Genomic DNA, 18,878 nt, shown 5'->3' with positions numbered 1-18,878 from the left:
CCCCCCCCCCCCCCCCCCCCCCCCCCCCCCCCCCCCCCGGCTCCTACCTACCCAATCAATCCCAGCTCAGCGCGCCGCCGGTCTGGTACTCGATCACACGGGTCTCGAAGAAGTTCTTCTCTTTCTTCAAGTCCATGATCTCGCTCATCCACGGGAACGGGTTGGTCGTGCCTGGGTACTCTTCCTTCAAGCCAATCTGCGACAGACGACGATTCGCGATGAACTTCAGATAGTCCTCCATCATCGCCGCATTCATCCCCAGCACCCCACGCGGCATGGTATCCCGCGCATATTCAATCTCCAGCTGAGTCCCTTGCAGGATCATCTGGGTCGCTTCTTCCTTCATCTCGGCATCCCACAGGTGTGGGTTTTCGATTTTGATCTGGTTGATCACGTCGATACCGAAGTTCAGGTGCATCGACTCGTCGCGCAGGATGTACTGGAACTGCTCGGCCACGCCGGTCATTTTGTTGCGACGGCCCATGGACAGGATCTGGGTGAAGCCGCAATAGAAGAAGATGCCTTCCAGGACGCAGTAGTAGGCGACCAGGTTGCGCAGCAGTTCTTTGTCGGTGTCGACGGTGCCGGTTTCGAACTTCGGATCGGAGATCGAACGGGTGTACTTCAGGCCCCAGGCTGCCTTTTTGGCGACCGATGGAATCTCGTGGTACATGTTGAAGATCTCGCCTTCATCCATGGCCAGGGATTCGATGCAGTACTGGTAGGCGTGGGTGTGGATCGCTTCTTCGAAGGCCTGGCGCAGGATGTACTGGCGGCACTCCGGGTTGGTGATCAGGCGGTACACGGCCAGCACCAGGTTGTTCGCTACCAACGAGTCGGCGGTGGAGAAGAAGCCGAGGTTGCGCATGACGATGCGACGTTCGTCGTCGGTCAAGCCTTCGGGGTTTTTCCACAGGGCGATGTCGGCGGTCATGTTGACCTCTTGCGGCATCCAGTGGTTGGCGCAGCCGTCGAGGTACTTTTGCCAGGCCCAGTCGTACTTGAACGGCACGAGCTGGTTGAGGTCGGCGCGGCAGTTGATCATGCGCTTTTCGTCAACGGCGACGCGGGCGGAGGCGCCTTCGAGTTCGGCGAGGCCTTCGGCGACGTCGAGGCTGTCGAGGGCGGCCTTGGCGCGCTTGATGGCGGCGGAGTCACTGGCGGTGACGGCGCGGGCTTCGATGGCGGCAGCGGCGCCGGCACCGTCGAGGCGGTCCATGTTGGCTTCGGTGGCGTGGCCGGCGTTGGCGCCCTTGATCACCGCTGCACCGGTGTCTTCGTTGTCGACTTCATCCCAACTCAGCATCGAAATACTCCTTCCTGGTCTGTTCTGACGGTGTGTGAACCCGTCCATAAATGTGCGATTTGCAGGCTTCAAGGCATTGAAATACTGCGCATAGTGTGGTCGGTAAATACCGATACTGCACACTATGTAGTGGTCTGTTTTGTTTGTGGGCACACTATATGGTGTGTAATAAGGATGGTCAACGCACAAGATGTGCGGTCATGGGTCGCTGCCAGGCGCCTGTTCAGCTATAAAGCCTTAGTACATTGGCCTTACATGGAATTTCAAGGGAATGAAAAATCTACGCATCCGCCCAGCCACCCAGGACGACGCCGAAAACATCTATCAGGTGCATAAACACTCGGTGGAAAACCTCTGCACTGCCGACTACGACGCCGACCAGATCGCCATGTGGCTCGACGGCCGTTCGCCCGAGACTTACCGCGCGGCCATCGACGCCGGCAACCTGTGGCTCGCTTGTAATGACCGCCTCCAGGGCTTTATCGAAATTGATGGGCATGAAGTCAGCAAGCTGTTCATTCGCGGTGACGCGGCCGGGCAGGGCATCGGTGCGCTGTTACTCAATGAAGCCTTGCAACGGATCGAAGCCGCAGGCCACCCCAAGGCCTACCTGGAAGCCACCCGCACCGCTGAAAAATTCTATGCCTCCTTCGGTTTTCGCAAGGTCGGCGAAGGCACGTTCAGCCGGGGCAACAGCCCGGTTCGCCTTGAGATCATCAAGATGGAGCGCGGCTTGTAGCAGGGGTATGAGGAAAACTCACACCCCCATGACTTTTAATGGTTACGGCCGCCCCGAGGCCGAGTGCTAAAAATTCGCCAACCAGCTCCCCATAACAACAACGAGCGTTTGCGAAAATGAAAGCACTTGATCTGTACATCGGCGAAGGCTTCGAAGGCCCAGGCGTCAATGCTGCCCACATCAACATCCTCATCGGCCCGCGCAATGGCCCGGCCGGCCAGGCGTTTGCCAACAGCCTGGCGTCGCCAAGCCAGGGCCACTGCCCGTTCATGGTGATTGCCCAGCCGAACATCCCGGTCAAGCCCATGACCCTCTACGTCAACAAGGCCGAAATCAGCAGCGACTTGCACGGCAACGCCACCTGGGGCGCGTCCCAGGCCGGTATCGCCAAGGCTGTGCTGGAAGCCTTGCTCGACGGCACCTTGCCGCCCGAAGCCGAAGACGAGTGGGCCATTGTCACCGCCAACTGGGTCAACCCGGGCTGCGACGACCTGGACGCCGTCTACCTGAACAACTACAACGCCTGCCGCACCGCGATCCGCGCCGCCCTCACTGGCACGCCGTACACCGCGCAACTGGCGGACGTGGTCAACCACATCAGCAACCCTTTCTACACGCCTAAGGCCTGAGGAGAATCCCATGCAATACACTCGACTGGGCAACTCCGGCCTGCAAGTCTCGCGCCTGTGCCTGGGCACCATGAACATGGGCACTCCGGACTGGAAACCGTGGATCTTCGACGAAAAGCAAAGTGAGCCCATCGTCGCCCACGCCCTGGCCAACGGCGTCAACTTCATTGACCTGGCCGACTTCTACTCCGCCGGTGTCGGCGAAGAAGTGGTGGGGCGCATCCTCAAGCGCGTGGCGCGCCGCGACGACATCGTGGTCACCACCAAAGTCGGCTACGGCACCCGCAGCGGCATCAACGCCAGCGGCCATTCGCGCAAGCACATCATGGACAGCATCGACCTGTCCTTGAGCCGCCTGGGCATGGATTACGTCGACGTGTTCATGCTGCATTACTTCGACGTGAACACCCCTGTCGAAGAAACCCTGTGCGCCCTTAACGACATCGTGCGCTCCGGCAAGGCCCGCTACATCGGCGTGTCGACCATGCTCACCGGTCAACTGGCCAAGATCCTCATGGCCTGCGAGCGCAACGGTTGGGTCAAGCCGATCAACATGCAGCTGCAACTGAACTGCGCTTACCGCGAAGAAGAGCGCGAGATGATCCCGTTCTGCCGCGACCAGGGCCTGGGCGTCTCGGTGTTCAGCCCGCTGGCCCGTGGCTTGCTCACCGGTGAAGTGCAGTCCACCCGTAACCAGACCGACTTCTTCACCCAACAGATGTACGCCGACCAGGCGTCGTTCGACATCGCTCACTCGGTGCAACGCGTGGCCCGTGCCCGTGGCGTGTCCAACGCGCAGATCGCCCAGGCCTGGGTCGCCAACCACCCGGGTGTCGACGTGATGCTGGTGGGGGCGGACACCACCGAACAATTCGATAGCGCGCTGGCGGCCCTGGACACCCAGCTGGACGCCGAAGAACTCCACGAGCTGGAACGCAACTACACCCCGTGCGATGTGATCAACGACTACACCGCCGGCAAGCGCATCCTGCGTGAGGCCCGTCCGGGCCTGGACCGTTTCAACTTGATCGAGGCCGTGGCATGAATCCGCTGATCCGTACGGGTAACTACATCGATGGCCAATGGTCCAGCGGTGGCCCGACTTACCCGGTGCTCAACCCGGCCAATGGCGCGCTGATCGTCGATGTGCAGCGCGCTGCCGCCGAGGAAACCGACCTGGCCATCGACGCTGCCAACCGTGCGTTGCCGGCCTGGCGCAAGCTCACCGCCAAGGAGCGCAGCCAGCGCCTCAAGCGTTGGAGCGAGCTGATGCTGGCCAACCAGAAAGACCTCGCACAGCTGCTCAGCCTGGAGCAGGGCAAACCCTTGGCCGAAGCCATGGGCGAAGTGGTCTACGCCGCCAGCTTCCTGGAATGGTTTGGCGAAGAAGCCAAGCGTGCCTACGGTGACGTGATCCCGAGCCACAAGGTCGACGCGCGCATCATCGTGGTCAAGGAAGCCATCGGTGTGGTCGCGGCAATCACCCCGTGGAACTTCCCCCTGGCCATGGTCACCCGCAAGGTCGGGCCGGCGCTGGCCGCCGGTTGCACCATGATCCTCAAACCGTCGGAAGAAACCCCGCTGTCGGCATTTGCCCTGGCGGTGCTGGCCGAGCAGGCCGGCATTCCGGCTGGTGTGTTCAACATCGTCTCTGGCGATGCCGTGGCCATCGGCGGCGCGCTGCAAGCCTCCAGCGTGGTGCGCAAGCTGTCGTTCACCGGCTCTACCCGCACTGGCAAGCTGCTGATGCGCCAGGCGGCGGACACCCTGAAAAAAGTCTCGCTGGAACTGGGCGGCAACGCCCCGTTCATCGTGTTCGACGACGCCGATCTGGAGGCCGCCGTCAAAGGCGCCATGGCCTCCAAGTTCCGCAACACCGGGCAGACCTGTGTGTGCGTCAACCGCTTCTTCATTCAGGACGGTGTGTACGACGCGTTCACCCGCAAACTGGCCGAAGCGGTCAGCGCCATGCGTGTCGGCAGCGCCCTGGACGGTGAAACCGAGCAAGGCCCGCTGATCAACGCTGCGGCGTTGGCCAAGGTCGAAGCCCATGTCGGCGACGCGTTGGAGAAGGGCGCCACGTTGCTGTGCGGTGGCCGTCGCCATGCGCTCGGCGGTACGTTCTTCGAACCGACCATCCTCACCGACGCCAGCGGCGACATGCTGATCGCCCAGGAAGAAACCTTTGGCCCGGTTGCGGCGTGCTTCCGCTTCAAGGATGAGGCCGAGGTGCTGGCCCGCGCCAACGACACGCCGTTTGGCTTGTCGGCCTACTTCTACAGCCGCGACATCGGCCGCGTGTGGCGCATGGCCGAAGGCCTGGAAGCCGGCATGGTCGGGATCAACGAAGGGATCATCTCCACCGAAGTCGCGCCGTTTGGCGGCATCAAGGAATCGGGCCTGGGCCGTGAAGGCTCCAAGTACGGCCTGGACGATTACCTGGAGATCAAATACCTGCTGATGGGCGGTTTATAGACACAACACCGACCCCCCTGTAGGAGCCGGCTTGCCGGCGATAGCGGTCTATCAGTCCCCCACAGGCAAGCTGACCCACCGCCATCGCCGGCAAGCCGGCTCCTACAAGGGTGTTCCAACGTTACTCCGTCAAGAAAAACAATATGGAGAACACCCATGACTGCTCAACCCGTCAAAATCGACGACCTGCCCATCGGCCGTTTCCACCTGAAAATCGCCGGCCTCACATTTGGCGCGCACTTCACCGACGGCTATATCCTCGGCCTCATCGGCATCGCCTTCACCCTGCTCAGCCCACAGATGCAACTGGACGCGTTCTGGCAAGGCTTGATCGGCGCTTCGGCCCTGATCGGCCTGTTTCTGGGCAGCCTGTTTTTTGGCTGGATCTCCGACACCCTCGGCCGGCAAAAAATCTTCCTGGTCAGCTTTGTGCTGATCACCGTGGCCTCGGTGATGCAGTTCTACGCTGAAACCGCCATGGGCTTGTTGCTGTGCCGCATCCTGATCGGCATTGGCCTGGGCGGTGACTTCAGTGTCGGCCACGCGATGCTGGCCGAGTTCTCGCCGAAGAAACACCGTGGCGTGCTGCTCGGTTCGTTCAGTGTGATCTGGACCTTCGGCTACGTGGCGGCGACCTTTGTCGGCACCGCGATGCTCAGCCTGGGCGACGATGCCTGGCGCTGGATGTTGGCGTCTTCGGCGATCCCGGCCGGCCTGATCCTGATTGCGCGAATCGGCACCCCGGAATCCCCGCGCTGGCTGGTCAACCGTGGGCGCATTGCCGAAGCCCGTGCCATCGTCAAGAAACACCTGGGTGAACACGTGGTGCTGGATGAAGATCCCGCCACCCAAACCCGTTCCGGCTACGGCGTGCTGTTCAGCCGTGAATACCGCAAGCGCACGGCGTTCAACTGCCTGTTCTTTGTGTGCATCGTGATGCCGTACTTTGCGATCTACACGTTCCTGCCGTCGATCCTGCAGAAGATGGGCTTGTCCCAGGGCTTTGGCACTGAGTTGCTGCTCAACTTGCTGCTGATTGTCGGTGCGTTGATCGGTATCTGGTGCACGGTGAAATTCTCGCGACGGGGCTTCTTGATCAACTCGTTCATCATCCTCGCGGCGGCGTTGTTCCTGCTGGCGGTATTGCCGGGGAGCCTGGCGTGGCTGATGGTGCTGACCTTCGGCGTGTTCACCTTGGTGCTGTCTGCGGTGAGCAACCTGGTGGGCGTGTTCCCGGCCGAAAGTTTCCCCACCGAAGTGCGCGCCAGCGGCATCGGCCTGGCCACGGCGGTAAGCCGCCTGGGTTCGGCAATCAGCACGTTCCTGTTGCCGGTGAGCGTGGCCGGGATTGGCTTGAGCCCGACCATGGGCATCCTCGCGGCGATCCTGGTGTTTGGCGCGATCATCTCGTGGGCCTGGGCGCCGGAGACCAAGTCCCTGACCCTGAACCAGGCGTGCAAGGCCGAGGCGCCGCCGTTGTCAGGGGTTGCTGACCTGGCCCAGCCACTGCGTAAACAGGCGAACCTTGGATAAACCCTGTTTGTCCGTCGCCACATCCAGCCAATAGCCGTATGGGCCGATCACTTCCACGGGGGTGATCGGCACCAGGCTGCCGTTGGCCAGCTCGCGCTCGATCATCTGCCGGTCGATCACCGCCAGCCCACCGCCTGCCAGGGCGGTGTGGATCACTTGGTCCAGGGTGCTGAATTCCAGGCCCTGGTCCGCATCAATGTCGTCTCGGCCCATGGCCGCCAGCCAGTTCTCCCACACCTTCAAACGCTTGCCGTCGTGCAGGATATGCAGCAACGGAAAACGCCGCAGGTCGGGCGGCTGGTCGCCGGTGAACAGCTCCGGGCTGGCCACGGCAATGTGGCGTTCCATCACCAGCAACTCACTGCTGCACTGGGCGTTGGCCTCCAGGCCGAAGCGGATCTGGCAGTCGATCTCGGCCAGGCTGGCGTGGCTGTTCTGGTGGGTGACGCTGAGGTTGATGTCCGGGTAGCGCTCACAAAACCTGCGCAAGTGCGCCGACAGCCAACGCGTGGCCCAGGTGGGCGGGGCCACGATGCGCAGGCGCTGGCGCAGGTTGGGCACACGCACGGCTTGCAGGGCGCGTTCGATATGGTCGAAGGCGTCGCTCAGGTGCGGGGAGAGGGCAAAGCCGGCTTCGGTCAGGGACAGGCCCTGGGGCGTGCGGATGAAGAGGGCGACGCCGAGGTAGTCTTCCAGTTGCTTGATCTGACGGCTGACCGCGCCCTGGGTGACATTGAGGCCCACGGCCGCCTGGCTGAAGCTGCGGTGACGGGCGACTTCTTCGAAGACGCGGAGCATGTTGAGGGAGGGCAGGTGGCGCATGGTTCGGGTTCCACACATTGTTTTTATTGTTTTTTCACCGGCCCCATCGCAGGCAAGCCAGCTCCCACAATTGATCGGCGGCGCGGTCAAAATGTGGGAGCTGGCTTGCCTGCGATAGCGTCAGTGATGACGCCGCCTATTAGAAGTAATACCCGATGTTCATGTACAGCTGATTCTCCCACTGATTGCTACCCCCAGCCCCCAGGCTCTGGGTATAGCTGCTGCCACCAATGTACGGATCGTTCTTGCCGATCAACCATTCCGTGGCAATCCACAATTTGCTGAACGAAAACGACGTACCCAGGATCACCCGCTGCGAAGTCTTGAACTCATTGTCGGATTTGTCGAAGGCACTGTAGTTGGCGTACAGCTTCACGCCGCTGATCTGGTCGAACAGGTACTTGCCGCCCACGTCGTAGCTCAAGTCCGCCACGTACAGGTTGCCACGGCTGGCGACGTTGAACGTGCCGTCATACCCGCCCAGGGTCACCACGCCATCGGTGCCTTCGTTGCGCGGCGACATCTGCTGGCGCGCCGCCTGCAATTGCAGGCCCCACGGGCCGTTCTTGCCCAGGTAGTGGATGGCCACGGCGTTGCGGCGGCCGTCGTTGCCGGTGTCCTTGTTCTCCAGGGTCGAGGTCAGGCCAGACACACCGACTTCGGATTTCCAGTTCCCCAGGTCCATGGCCTTGGCCACCCGCACCACCACGGTGTTGCGCTCCTGGTTGTTGCTGCCGTCGGCCACGTAGCTGTCGGCCTCGGAAATCACGCTGGAGTAGGTCACGCCCTTGCTGGTGCCCTTGCCTTGCCACGCCGGGCGCAGGTAGTAACCGGCCTGGATGTTCCAGTCGCCACTTTGCTGGATGTACTTGGTACCGATCTGCTGCACGTCTTCCAGGCCGATCACGTTGCCCAGGGTTTCGTAGAAGGTGCTGCCGAAATACGGCTGCAGGCCGAACGGCACGGTGTTCAGGCCCACTTGCACCTGTTGGTCAGGGTTGAACTTGTAGCCAACCCAGGCGAACTTGGCGAACTGGATGTCGCCGTAGTTCTTGGTGTACTGGTACGGGTAGGAGCGCCCGTAGAAGCGGTATTGCGCCTCGCCGATCCAGGTGTCGGAGTTGTACTTGGCGCTGAGGAACGCGGTGTCCAGGCCGAACTTCTGGATATCACGGTCGGGGTCGTAGTCCCAGCGTGCGCGGATGGCGCCGCCGATGTCGAGGTTGTCGGTGACCTGGATCGCCATGGCCGGTGCCGCGAGGGCGCCGAGCACGGGGATCAGGGCGAAGTAGCCTAAGGTTGGTCGCATGGTTTGGCTCTCGTTATTGGTTTTTTTGGGCAACAGCAGCCCGTTGCCGCAGCGAACGCTGCGACGCAGGGAAAGGGGTGGAACTCAGTGCGCGGCGGGGCGGATCAGCCTCAGCGGCGGCCCGGCAGCCGGTAGTTGCGACGCCCCGGGCGCGGCCGCCAGCAGCGCCTGGGTGTAGCTGTTCTGTGGGCGCAGCAGTACCTGTTCAGCGGTGCCGTATTCAACGACTTCGCCCTGGCGCATCACCGCGATGTGGTCGCTGATCTGCGCTGCTACGCGCAGGTCGTGGGTGATGAACAGAATGCTCAAGTTCAACTGCTTCTGCAGGTCGGCCAGCAGCTCCAGCACCTGCTTTTGCACCGACACGTCCAGCGCCGACACGCTTTCATCGGCGATCAGCACTTCCGGGCGCATCGCCAGGGCGCGGGCAATGCCGATGCGCTGGCGCTGGCCACCGGAGAACTGCCGGGGCTTGCGTTGCAGCGCGTCGCGCTTGAGGCCGACCTGCTCGAGCAAGTCACCGGCCTCGGCCCAGGCGTCCTTGGCCGACAAGCCGCGCAACTGGGCGGCACGGGCGATGATGTCGCCGACGCGATGGCGCGGGTTCAACGAGCCGTAGGGGTCCTGGAAGATCATCTGGATGCGCCGACGATTGGCCGCCAACGCCGAGCCGTGCAGCGCCAGGAAGTCGGTGTCACCCACCCATACATGGCCACTGTCGCTGTCCACCAGGCGGATCGCGGCCTTGACCAGGGTGCTCTTGCCCGAGCCCGACTCGCCGACAATCGCCAGCGTCTTGCCCCGTGGCAGGTTCAGCGACACATTGCGCAGCGCCGCCACCGAGCTGCCGCCGACGTTGTAGGTCTTGGTCAGGTGTTCGATGCGCAAGGCCATTTCGCCGTCGGCACTCGGTACATGCAGTTCCGGGTGCAGCGCCGGCACTGCCGCGATCAACTTGCGCGTGTAGGCGTGGGCCGGGGCATTCAGCACCTGGTCACGCTCGCCGATTTCCACCAGGCGGCCGCCTTCCATCACTGCAATGCGGTCGGCAATCTGCGCCACCACGCCGAAGTCGTGGGTGATGAACAAGATGCCGTGCTGGCCACGCCCGCGCAGATCGCGCACCAGCTTCAAGACCTGGGCCTGGGTGGTCACGTCGAGGGCGGTGGTGGGCTCGTCGGCGATCAGCAGGTCCGGGTTCATCGCCAGTGCCATGGCGATCACCACCCGCTGGCATTGGCCGCCGGACAGCTGGTGCGGGAAGCTGTTGGCGATGCGCGGCGGGTCCGGCAGTTGGGTCGATTCGAGCAGTGCGAGCATGCGCTCACGGCGCTCGGCCCCTGGCATCTGCGGCGCATGGATGTCGAAAATCTCCTCAACTTGCTTGCCGATGCGAATCGCCGGGTTCAACGCCGCCATCGGCTCCTGGAAAATCATCGCGATGCGGTTGCCGCGCAACGCACGCAGGCGGACTTCATCCAGGGTGCAAATGTCGTCACCGAGAAAGTCAATCACGCCACCGGCATGCTTCAGGCCCTTGGCGTAGTCGCCCATGATCGCCGCCGACAGCACGGATTTGCCCGAGCCTGACTCGCCGATCACACACAGGATTTCACCCTTGCGCACGTCCAGGCTGATGCCCTGCACGGCGTGGCTGCGGTCGGCGCCCTTGGGCAGTTCGACGCTGAGGTTGTCGACCCGCAAAACGGTGTGCTGGTTACTCATGCTCAACTCCTTGCGCCTTGCTGCGCGTGTTCATCCAGCCCGTCGGCGAGCAAGCTCAGGCCGAGCATCAGGGTGGAGATGGCGATGCAGGGGAAGATCACCAGGTGCGGGAAGGTAATGGCCATGGCGCGGCCGTCGTTGATCATGCCGCCCCAGTCCGGGGTGGGCGGCGGCAGGCCGAGGCCTAGGAAACCCAGGGCGCCGATCATGATCGCGGTGTAGCCGATGCGCAGGCAGAAATCGACGATCAATGGGCCGCCACAATTGGGCAGGATCTCCACCAGCATGATGCGCAACGAGCCTTCACCCTGGGTGATGGCGCTGAGCACGTAGTCACGCGAGCGGATGTCGATGGTCAGCGCGCGCATGATGCGAAAGATCGCCGGTGCGCTGGTGAACGTCACCGCAATCAAGATGTTCAGCGCCGAGGCGCCGAGGGCGATGATGATCACGATGTACAGCACCAGCACCGGGAACGACAGCACGGTGTCGGCCACGTAGGACAGCACGGCATCCACCCAGCCATTGAAGTAGCCGGCGCACAGGCCCATGGCAATGCCCACGGCAAACGCGGTGAGCGTGGCCAGGATCGACCAGAACAGCACGGTGCGCGTGCCCCAGATCAGGCGCGAAAGAATGTCGCGACCGATCATGTCAGTGCCCAGCAAAAAGCTCGCGCCGTCGTCACCGGCGGTCATCGGGGTGAGCAGCGGCGTGAAGCTTTCCAGCGGGTCATGGGGCGCCAGCCACGGCGCGCAGAGCGCCACCAGCACCCAGCCGCCTACCAGCAGCAGGCCGAGCAGGGCCAGGGGGTGTTTGAAGGATTTGAGCAGGTTCATTGGCTGCCTCCGCCGAGACTGCGCAGGGTGATGCGCGGGTTGAGCCAGGTGTAGGCCAGGTCCGAGAAGATCTTGCTGATGCCCACCACCACGCCGCTGATCATCGCGCAGGCTTCGATCAGGTAGACGTCATGGTTGAGGGACGCGGTGTAGAGCATCGAACCGAAGCCCTTGTAGGCGAAAAATACCTCCACCACGATCACGTTGGACAGCAGCCACGGGATGTACAGCATGATCACCGTGACCGGCGCGATCAGCACATTGCGCAGGGCATGGCGCAACACGATGCGGGTGGTCGAGGCGCCCTTGAGGCGTGCCGTACGGATATACGGCGCCTGCATCACCTCGACCATCGACGCCCGCGTAATGCGTGCCAGGTAACCGATGCCGAACAGGCACAGCACCATCAGCGGCAGCACCAGCTGCACGGCGCTGAAACCGTCGCTCATGCTGCTCACGCCCGGCAGCCAGTTGAGCCAGAACACAAAGATCGCCGAGACGAACACCGCACTGGCAAAGTCCGGGATCGAGGTGGTGACGATCGACAAAAACGACACCAGCCGGTCAATCAGCGAGCCTTGGCGCACACCGGCCAGGATGCCCAGGGTCAACGCCACGGGCACCATCACCAGCAAGGCCAGCCCAGCCAGGGTCAGGGTTTGCCACAGGTTGGGCAGCAGCAGCTTGAGCACCGGCTCGCGAAAGTACACCGAGGTGCCCCAGTCGCCGGTCACGAAGTCCTTGAGCCACACCAGGTAGCGCCACACGAACGGCTGGTTGTAGCCATGTTCCAGCAGCCAGGCGGCACGCTGGTCGGCGGCGGAGTAGGGGCCGAGGACGTTGATTGCGACGTCCTCGATATTGAGTTCCAGGGCCAGGAACACAATCAGCGATACCGACAGCAGGGTCGCCAGCAGCATCAGCAATTTGCGCAGTAGAAAATGAGCCATCAGGTACATGCTCCGACGGGTGATGGGAAACCTGCCCGCAGGTGCGGGCAGCGTCGACTCAAACGCTCAGCCAGACATTGCCCATGGGGTAGAAGTCGGAAGGGTGCACCTGGAAGCCCTGCACCTTTTTGCTCACGGCGGTGAATTTGTCACCCCAGAACGGCTGCACGATCACGCAGGCGTCTTGCAGGATCTGCTCCACGCTTTGCATGGCCACGGCCCGCTGTTTCGGGTCGATGATGCCCATGGCTTTGTCCAGCGCGGCGTCGAAGGCCGGGTCGCTGTAGTGGCTTTCGTTCCACGCGCCACCGCCGCGATAGGCCAGTTCCAGGGACATCACCCCCAGTGGGCGGTGGGCCCAGTAGGTGAGGCTGAACGCGGCCTTGTCCCAGATCGGCCAGTACTGCGCCGCAGGCACCACCTTGAGGTTGATGCGGATGCCGGCTTCCAGGCAGTTCTGTTGCAGGATCTGCGCGCAGTCCTGCTCATAACGGCCCTGGGTATTGCCGACGATCAGGTCGATGTCCAGGCCCTTGGGGAAGCCCGCTTCGGCCAGCAGTTTTTTCGCCGCCGCCACGTCGCGCTCGCGCTTGGGCAGAGGGAAGTATTCCGGGTGGGACGGCGCCACATGGTGGTCTTCGCCGAGGGTGCCCATGCCGCGATACGCCACCTTGAGCATCTGTGCGTTATCGGCGCAGAGCACCACGGCTTTGCGAATGCGCAGGTCGGTGAAGGGCTTCTGGTCGCAGGCCATGCGCATGACCACGGTCTGCGCCGATTTGCAGCTGAGCAGTTGTGCGCCGGGCAGTCGCTTGGCCAGGTCCAGCTCGGCCACGGTGACGCGGTACAGCACGTCGACCTGGCCGGCTTGCAGGGCGGCCAGGTGGGTGGACACGTCGGTGCCCATGTCGATGTAGCGCAGCTCGTCGAGGTTGGCGGGCTTGCCCCAATAGTCGGCGCGCTTGGCGAAGGTCGCCTGCTTGTTCACCGCGAACGACACCAGCTTGAACGGCCCGGTGGCCAGCGGGTTTTTCGCCCAGTCGTCACCGGCCTTGAAGCTGCGGTGTACCAGGGCGCAGGTGAACGCATTGAGCATTTCCGGGATGGCCAGGATCGGCCGCTTGAGTTGCAGGCGGAACTGGTAGTCGCTGACTTTTTCGAAGGCCTTGATGTCCTGGAACGCTGTGCGGTTGACCGACTTGGAGTCGGCGGCGATCCAGCGCTCGATGTTGTGCTGCACGTCGTCGACGTTGAAGCTGTCGCCGTTGCTCCACTTCACGTCCTGGCGCAGGTTGAAGGTCCAGGTGGTGAGGTCTTCGGACGGGCTCCAGCTTTCGGCCAGGTATGGGTGGGTGATGTTGTCGGCATCGACCCAGGTCAGGTATTCGAGGGAGTTGCGCAACAGGTTCGAGGCTTCGATCCAGGTGATCAGCATCGGGTCCTGGATTTCCTGGATCGCACAGGCAAAGCGCAGGCTGCCGCCCTGGCGGGCCGGCGTGCCATCGGCGGCGTTGGCGTCGTTGCCCAACAGGGCCGAGCCGATAAAGGTGGACGCGCTGGCCACGGTAACGCCCAGCAGGGCGGCGGTGCGCAGGAATTGGCGGCGGTTGATCTCGCCGCTTTGCACCTGGGCACACAGGTCGTTTACGGCTGGATGCGGCAGGCTGCCGTCCAGGGTCGTCAAGTCTTTCATAAGCCTCTCCGGTACTTGCGAATATGCGTTTTTGTTGAACCGCAAGGGTCAATGGCAGGCGCCGATCAGGCGCAGCACAGACCGCTGTGAAGCCGGCAGGAGAACAAGGCGCAACGTAGTCAGGAGGCGGGCAATGAGGTAGGACATAGGGCAGCTCTCATGTTGTTTTTATTAGAGATGCCCGCAGTTTTGTCATTTGCGCAAAGATCGACAAACGACAAATTCTGCGCAGTAACCTTCTATAAATGCATGTTACTGGTCCTTCCCAGGGCCGCCTGTGGGGCTAGACGGGTTCAGCGCGGCAACAGGCGCGGATCGAACGGGTAATCGGAGAGCAACTCGATGCCGTGTTCGTGGATGTAGATCTGTTCTTCGAGCTTCACGCCTTCGCCGCCGTCATCGTGGCCGATGTAGCTTTCCACGCAGATGGTCATGCCGGCTTCGAACACGCCGTCGTAGCCCAGCGCGTCGATGTCCTCGCGGTGCACCACGTAGGGGTATTCACCGGTCATGCCAACGCCGTGCACCAGGGCGAAATAGCGGTTGTTCTTGTAATGGTCGGGGATCTTCCAGGCCATCTCGGCGTATTCCTTGAAGCTGCGCCCGGCCTTGAGCATTTCGACGTTGGTCTGCACCTGCTCGTAGGCGAGCTTGTACAACTCCTGCTGCTTGGCCGTGGCGGCCTGGTCGCCACACAGGAAGGTGCGCGAAAAGTCCGCGTAGTAGCCAAAACGCCCGACCACGTCGGTGTCGAGGGCCACCAGGTCACCCGCCTCGATAGGGCGCGTGCTGCATTCCTGGAACCACGGGTTGGTGCGCGGGCCGGAAGAAAGCAGACGGGTTTCCACATAGTCGCCATCGGTGGCGATCACGTGCTGGTGCAGGTGTGACCACAACTGGTTCTCGGTGATGCCGGGGGTCAGCTTGCTTTCCATCAGGCGCACCCCGGCCTCGGTGGCGCGCAGGCTGGCGCGGATCATCTTCAATTCGTTGGGCACCTTGATGCAGCGGGCGCGTTCCAGCGGTTCCTGGGCGTCGAACACCTGGTAGCCGAGGCGTTGCAGTTCAAAGGCGGCGGCCGAGGTGGCGCTTTCGATGGCGATGCGTTTACCGCCACCGCACTTGCGCACCAGTTCGTCGATTTCGGCAGCCCAATCGGCGGTGACGTTGCCCAGGAAGCTTTCGCAGAAGTAATAGGAAATCGCCTTGGCCGGGCGCACTTCGTCCACGGTGTTAAGGGTTTCGGCCAGGTGCAGGCAGCCGCCGAATTCGAAGATCACCACCGGGCCTTCTGCCGGGATAAAGGCGTAGCGGGCCGGGTTGCGCGCCGAGTACACCTGCATGTTGCGCGAGCCGGTGGCATAGCGCATGTGGGTGGGGTCGAACAGCACGCAGGCGGCGTAGTCGCGTTTCTTCAGTTCGTTGCGCACCCGTTGCAGGCGGTCCAGCTGAATCTGCTGGATCTCGTCATAGGTGGGTTCGCAGTCGGCGGGGTTACGGTTCGGGCCGGACAGACTCATGGGTGTTCCTCGCAGGGCAATTACGGTTTTTAGTTTTTTGGGGGGGAGAGGCGAATCAGTCGAGCAACTGGTCGCTGCGCACCAGGTTGCGTTCGGCTTGCAGGTGGGCTTCGGACAGGCGTCCGTAAAGCTGCTTGGTGCGCTGGGCGCGGCCGATGATTCCGGGCTTTTCCGAGTAGGCGAAGATCGCCGTGTTGCGCTCGGTGGCGCCTTGTACGCGGGTAACGCGGTGCACCGAGAAGCGGCCCTTGAAGATCTGCAGGTCGCCGGGGTTCAGCTCCAGCTCCTGCACCCGCGAGCGGTCTTCACCGCGTACCACCTGGCCGACTGCGCCGAGGTTTTCCTGGCTGCGCGAGCGGATCATCGGTGCGTATTCGAACAGGCCGCCGGCCTCTGGCTTCTGGGTCATCATGCTGACGATGAATTCGTTGGTGTCGAAGTGCCAAGGCTGTTCGGTGCCTTCGGGCATCACGTTGATCACCAGCCCGGCGAAGGGGTCGGCGTATTCGAAAATCTCCGGTTCGTCGAGGCAGGCGCCGATAAAGCGCTTCATCATCGGCGACACGTACAGGCGGTGGATGATCGCGTCGGGGGCGATCATGTCGCGGGTCACAAAGCCGCTGGTGCGCTCCATGAATGTGCGGCGCGGGTCATCCTGGGGCAGGGAGGCGTCGTCTTCGGTGAAGTAGGCGTTGACCTTGCGCACCGAGAAGAAAGTTTTGTCTGACAGCGCCAGGCCTTCCAGACGCGCCTGTTCCAGCGCTTCGGGGCGCAGGAAGTTCTTCAGCAGGCAGCAGCCGTCTTCGGCCAGTTCGGCGCGGGCATGTTCGATCAATGCCTGTAATTGAACATGGCCCGAATCATGTATGGGATACAGCTCGGTATTAATGATGTCGCTGATATCACCGGTTTCGGCATCGGCAAGTTTAAGACTCATACACGGCTCCTGAATGAGGTTGTTGTGTTGAGTCGATAGTTGCGTAAATGAGTTTTAAGGGGAAATTACAAGTTGTGATCGAATCCATCGGCAGGGGCGATAGTTATGTCAGGCGAATTGGATGGCAGTTTACTTAAAGTGTTTGTGGCAATTATCGAGTGCCAGGGTTTCTCGGCCGCAGCCGAGCGTTTGCACAAGACCCAGTCGACGGTCAGCCAGAGCTTGCAGCGCCTGGAAGAGATCGTCGGCACGCCGTTGATCCGTCGCACCAGCCGCTCCGTCGGGCTGACCCCCGGCGGGGAAACCTTCCTGATCTACGCGCGGCAGATCCTCAAGCTGCACGGCGAGGCGGTCAGCGCGGCGCAATTGCCCAATGAACAGGTGTGCATCCACCTGGGCATGCCGGAGGACTACGCCGACTATTGCCTGGGCGGCATGCTCAAGGACTTCCAGGCGCAGTTTGCTCAGGTGCGCCCGGACATCTGCTGTGAAATGTCCACGGCGCTGGTCAGCCGCCTGAACCGCGGTGAGCTGGACCTGGTGCTGGGGGTGGAACACGCCGGCCTGCAACCCGGTGAATACCTGTGCGATGAGCCGTTGGTGTGGGTGGCGGCGCCGAGCTGGAGTTGCGTGGGGCGCCAGTCTGTGCCGCTGGCGGTGTACGCCGAGGGCTGCGCGTTTCGGGCGAATGCCGTGCAGGCGTTGGCCCAGGCCGGGCGCTCATGGCAGGTGGTGTACACCAGCCAGAGCCCGCGGGGCATTGCGATTGCTATCGAGCAAGGCTTGTCGGTGGGGGTGATGGCGCGACGCTTGGTGCCGGCAGGCTGGCAGATCCTGGATGAGCGTCAGGGCTTCCCGCCGATTGCACCCGCGCGCCTGATGTACTGGCGCCCGGCCGGTTGCCAGGTACCGGAGGTGGAAGCGCTGGTGGAGATCCTGCAGCGCCAGCTGGGGCACTCAGGGTATGTGGAGCGGCAGCGTCACGGCGAACTGTCGATGGGCCATGCGCTTGAGCATTAGCAGGCAGGCGAGCACCCAGGCGGCGATCCAGGCGTGCACCACGGCAAACTCGCCGCTGGCTTGCAGCAGCCAGCCGCACAAACCATTGGCCAGGGCGCTGGCCAGGCCATAGCTGACCATGCTCAGGCTCACCACTTGCAGGCTTTGCACGGGGTTGAGGCGGGCGCTGAGGTAGGCCGCCATCAAGCCCCAGGACGGGAAGTAGAACAGCGCAAACAACCCGGCCGCTAGCCAGCTCAGCAGCAGGTTGGGGTGCCATAACATGCCCAGCATCGCCAGGCCGAAGGCGCCGATGCTCAGCGCCAACACGCGCAGTGCGCCCCAGCGATCGGCCAACGCGCCGAGCAACAGGCCGCCAATGGCGCCGCCGAGGCCGATCAATGTCCACATCGAGCCCGTCACTGCTGCGCTGGCGTGCAGGCGATCGCTGACAAACGCCGACAGGAAATTCAGAAACGGCCCACTGATGGCGCCGATAAACCCGCTGAGCAACACGATCTGCATGGCCACGGGGTGTTCCAGGCACAGGCGTAGCCACTGTTTCAACACCTGGTTGAAGGCCGGCGCTTCGGCGGTGCGGGGGGCTTGCTCGGTATGCGGGGCCAATGCCCATAGCGTCAGCAGCGTGACCAACAGCGTCAGGCCGGCACAGATCAACCAGAACTGGCGCAACGACAGGCCCTGCAACAGCGCGATCAACACGCCGTTCAGGCAGATCGCAAAGGCAGCCCCCGAAGACGCCAGCCCCAGCACACGACTGCGGTGCGTGGCCGGAATGACCTCCCGCGCCAGGGCGGCGATTGCGTTCCAGTTCGACACCGCGCACGCCGACACCAGTGCCAGGCACGCCGCGAACGGCACCACCCAGGGCGTGGCGACGGCCAGCGCCAGCAGCGCGGGGCTGAGGAGCATGGTCAGGCGCACCATGTTGCGCGGGCTGACCCACGCCGCCGCAATGCCGCTGGCGATGGAGGCGCCCATGTAGAACAGCTGCAACAGCGCGGCAATCAGGGCGGCCTGGCTGTAGCTGAGTTCAAATGCCTGGCGGATCTGCGGCAATAACGCCGAATAAAGAAAAATACTGAAGCCGTGGGTGGTGGCATTGCAGGCGGTAAATATCAGGGCCAGCAGGCCAATACTTCGCCGTGATGAAACAACGGTGTTCGACATGGCGAGGCCCCGATTTAATAAACGGTGAATAATGATGAATTAGTTGCAGGGCAGACTAACTTTTGTGGCGCATTGGCGACCAATGCTTAATTGTCTTAGTGTGCATGCGTAATACGCGTGCTATTTATGCGTGAACGACGAAATACGCTGAAAAACGACATAAAGGGTTTTCGTCGGTTTTTTCATCGTCGGCAGAGGGTGCTACCGCTGG

General features: G+C 62.6%; 16 protein-coding genes. 6 read left to right on the top strand and 10 right to left on the bottom strand.

The genetic code is table 11. The features are described 5' to 3' along the window. Nucleotides 1–55: 55 nt before the first annotated feature. A complete protein-coding gene (locus AC07OV_RS07025; protein ID WP_176997510.1) occupies nucleotides 56–1,306 on the bottom strand; it encodes a ribonucleotide-diphosphate reductase subunit beta in 1,251 nt (416 codons plus the stop codon). A 271-nt stretch (nucleotides 1,307–1,577) separates the two neighbouring features. Here AC07OV_RS07025 and AC07OV_RS07020 point away from each other — a divergent pair, with 271 nt between their 5' ends. The 5 genes from AC07OV_RS07020 to AC07OV_RS07000 all read left to right on the top strand — a co-directional run bounded on the left by AC07OV_RS07020 (nucleotide 1,578) and on the right by AC07OV_RS07000 (nucleotide 6,682). After that, nucleotides 1,578–2,045 (top strand): GNAT family N-acetyltransferase, encoded by a 468-nt coding sequence (locus AC07OV_RS07020; RefSeq protein WP_495091888.1) that lies wholly within the window; start codon nucleotides 1,578–1,580, stop codon nucleotides 2,043–2,045. 116 nt (nucleotides 2,046–2,161) lie between these two features. Continuing rightward, entirely contained in the window at nucleotides 2,162–2,674 is a 513-nt protein-coding gene (gene fae, locus AC07OV_RS07015; RefSeq protein ID WP_016974617.1) for a formaldehyde-activating enzyme, read from the top strand. Nucleotides 2,675–2,684: 10 nt separating this feature from the next. Next, on the top strand, nucleotides 2,685–3,719 hold the full coding sequence (locus tag AC07OV_RS07010; protein ID WP_259171221.1) for an aldo/keto reductase: 1,035 nt from the start codon (nucleotides 2,685–2,687) through the stop codon (nucleotides 3,717–3,719). Next, nucleotides 3,716–5,149: an NAD-dependent succinate-semialdehyde dehydrogenase gene (locus tag AC07OV_RS07005; RefSeq protein ID WP_494997078.1), complete on the top strand. Its 1,434-nt coding sequence runs from the start codon at nucleotides 3,716–3,718 to the stop codon at nucleotides 5,147–5,149. The genes AC07OV_RS07010 and AC07OV_RS07005 overlap by 4 nt, the downstream gene beginning before the upstream one ends. A 156-nt stretch (nucleotides 5,150–5,305) precedes the next feature. Beyond that, nucleotides 5,306–6,682 (top strand): MFS transporter, encoded by a 1,377-nt coding sequence (locus tag AC07OV_RS07000; RefSeq protein ID WP_494997079.1) that lies wholly within the window; start codon nucleotides 5,306–5,308, stop codon nucleotides 6,680–6,682. On the opposite strand, the gene AC07OV_RS06995 is transcribed toward AC07OV_RS07000, so the two are convergent. The 8 genes from AC07OV_RS06995 to AC07OV_RS06960 form a co-directional block, all read right to left on the bottom strand. Beyond that, nucleotides 6,629–7,504 (bottom strand): LysR substrate-binding domain-containing protein, encoded by an 876-nt coding sequence (locus AC07OV_RS06995; RefSeq protein ID WP_494997080.1) that lies wholly within the window; start codon nucleotides 7,502–7,504, stop codon nucleotides 6,629–6,631. The two genes, AC07OV_RS07000 and AC07OV_RS06995, sit on opposite strands and share 54 nt — an antisense overlap. Before the next feature lie 139 nt (nucleotides 7,505–7,643). Continuing rightward, complete coding sequence (locus AC07OV_RS06990) at nucleotides 7,644–8,813, bottom strand: hypothetical protein (RefSeq protein ID WP_176997503.1); 1,170 nt, start codon at nucleotides 8,811–8,813, stop codon at nucleotides 7,644–7,646. 84 nt (nucleotides 8,814–8,897) lie between these two features. Then, on the bottom strand, nucleotides 8,898–10,538 hold the full coding sequence (locus AC07OV_RS06985; RefSeq protein WP_495091887.1) for a dipeptide ABC transporter ATP-binding protein: 1,641 nt from the start codon (nucleotides 10,536–10,538) through the stop codon (nucleotides 8,898–8,900). Between the two features lie 2 nt (nucleotides 10,539–10,540). Then, the gene (locus AC07OV_RS06980) at nucleotides 10,541–11,377 is read right to left on the bottom strand and encodes an ABC transporter permease (protein ID WP_495091886.1); all 837 of its coding nucleotides are present in this window, start codon (nucleotides 11,375–11,377) and stop codon (nucleotides 10,541–10,543) included. Further along, nucleotides 11,374–12,327, bottom strand: coding sequence for an ABC transporter permease (locus tag AC07OV_RS06975; RefSeq protein WP_176997500.1), 954 nt, complete (start codon nucleotides 12,325–12,327; stop codon nucleotides 11,374–11,376). Before AC07OV_RS06975 ends, AC07OV_RS06980 begins: the two co-directional genes overlap by 4 nt. A 58-nt stretch (nucleotides 12,328–12,385) precedes the next feature. Then, a complete protein-coding gene (locus tag AC07OV_RS06970; protein ID WP_495091885.1) occupies nucleotides 12,386–14,020 on the bottom strand; it encodes an ABC transporter substrate-binding protein in 1,635 nt (544 codons plus the stop codon). A 293-nt stretch (nucleotides 14,021–14,313) separates the two neighbouring features. After that, the gene (locus tag AC07OV_RS06965; protein ID WP_178923425.1) at nucleotides 14,314–15,540 is read right to left on the bottom strand and encodes a M24 family metallopeptidase; all 1,227 of its coding nucleotides are present in this window, start codon (nucleotides 15,538–15,540) and stop codon (nucleotides 14,314–14,316) included. 55 nt (nucleotides 15,541–15,595) lie between these two features. Next, complete coding sequence (locus AC07OV_RS06960) at nucleotides 15,596–16,477, bottom strand: HalD/BesD family halogenase (protein ID WP_495091884.1); 882 nt, start codon at nucleotides 16,475–16,477, stop codon at nucleotides 15,596–15,598. A gap of 105 nt (nucleotides 16,478–16,582) precedes the next feature. Between AC07OV_RS06960 and AC07OV_RS06955 the strand changes: the two genes are divergently transcribed. Continuing rightward, on the top strand, nucleotides 16,583–17,497 hold the full coding sequence (locus tag AC07OV_RS06955; RefSeq protein WP_495091883.1) for a LysR family transcriptional regulator: 915 nt from the start codon (nucleotides 16,583–16,585) through the stop codon (nucleotides 17,495–17,497). Here the strand turns inward: AC07OV_RS06955 and AC07OV_RS06950 are convergent. Next, on the bottom strand, nucleotides 17,435–18,667 hold the full coding sequence (locus AC07OV_RS06950; protein WP_495091882.1) for an MFS transporter: 1,233 nt from the start codon (nucleotides 18,665–18,667) through the stop codon (nucleotides 17,435–17,437). The genes AC07OV_RS06955 and AC07OV_RS06950 overlap by 63 nt on opposite strands. Nucleotides 18,668–18,878: the final 211 nt, after the last annotated feature.

It is taken from the genome of Pseudomonas sp. GW821-FHT09A09 (genome assembly GCF_059418405.1).
The sequence above is the reverse complement of the archived record's forward strand: the minus strand, read 5'-3'. Positions and strand labels throughout refer to the sequence as shown.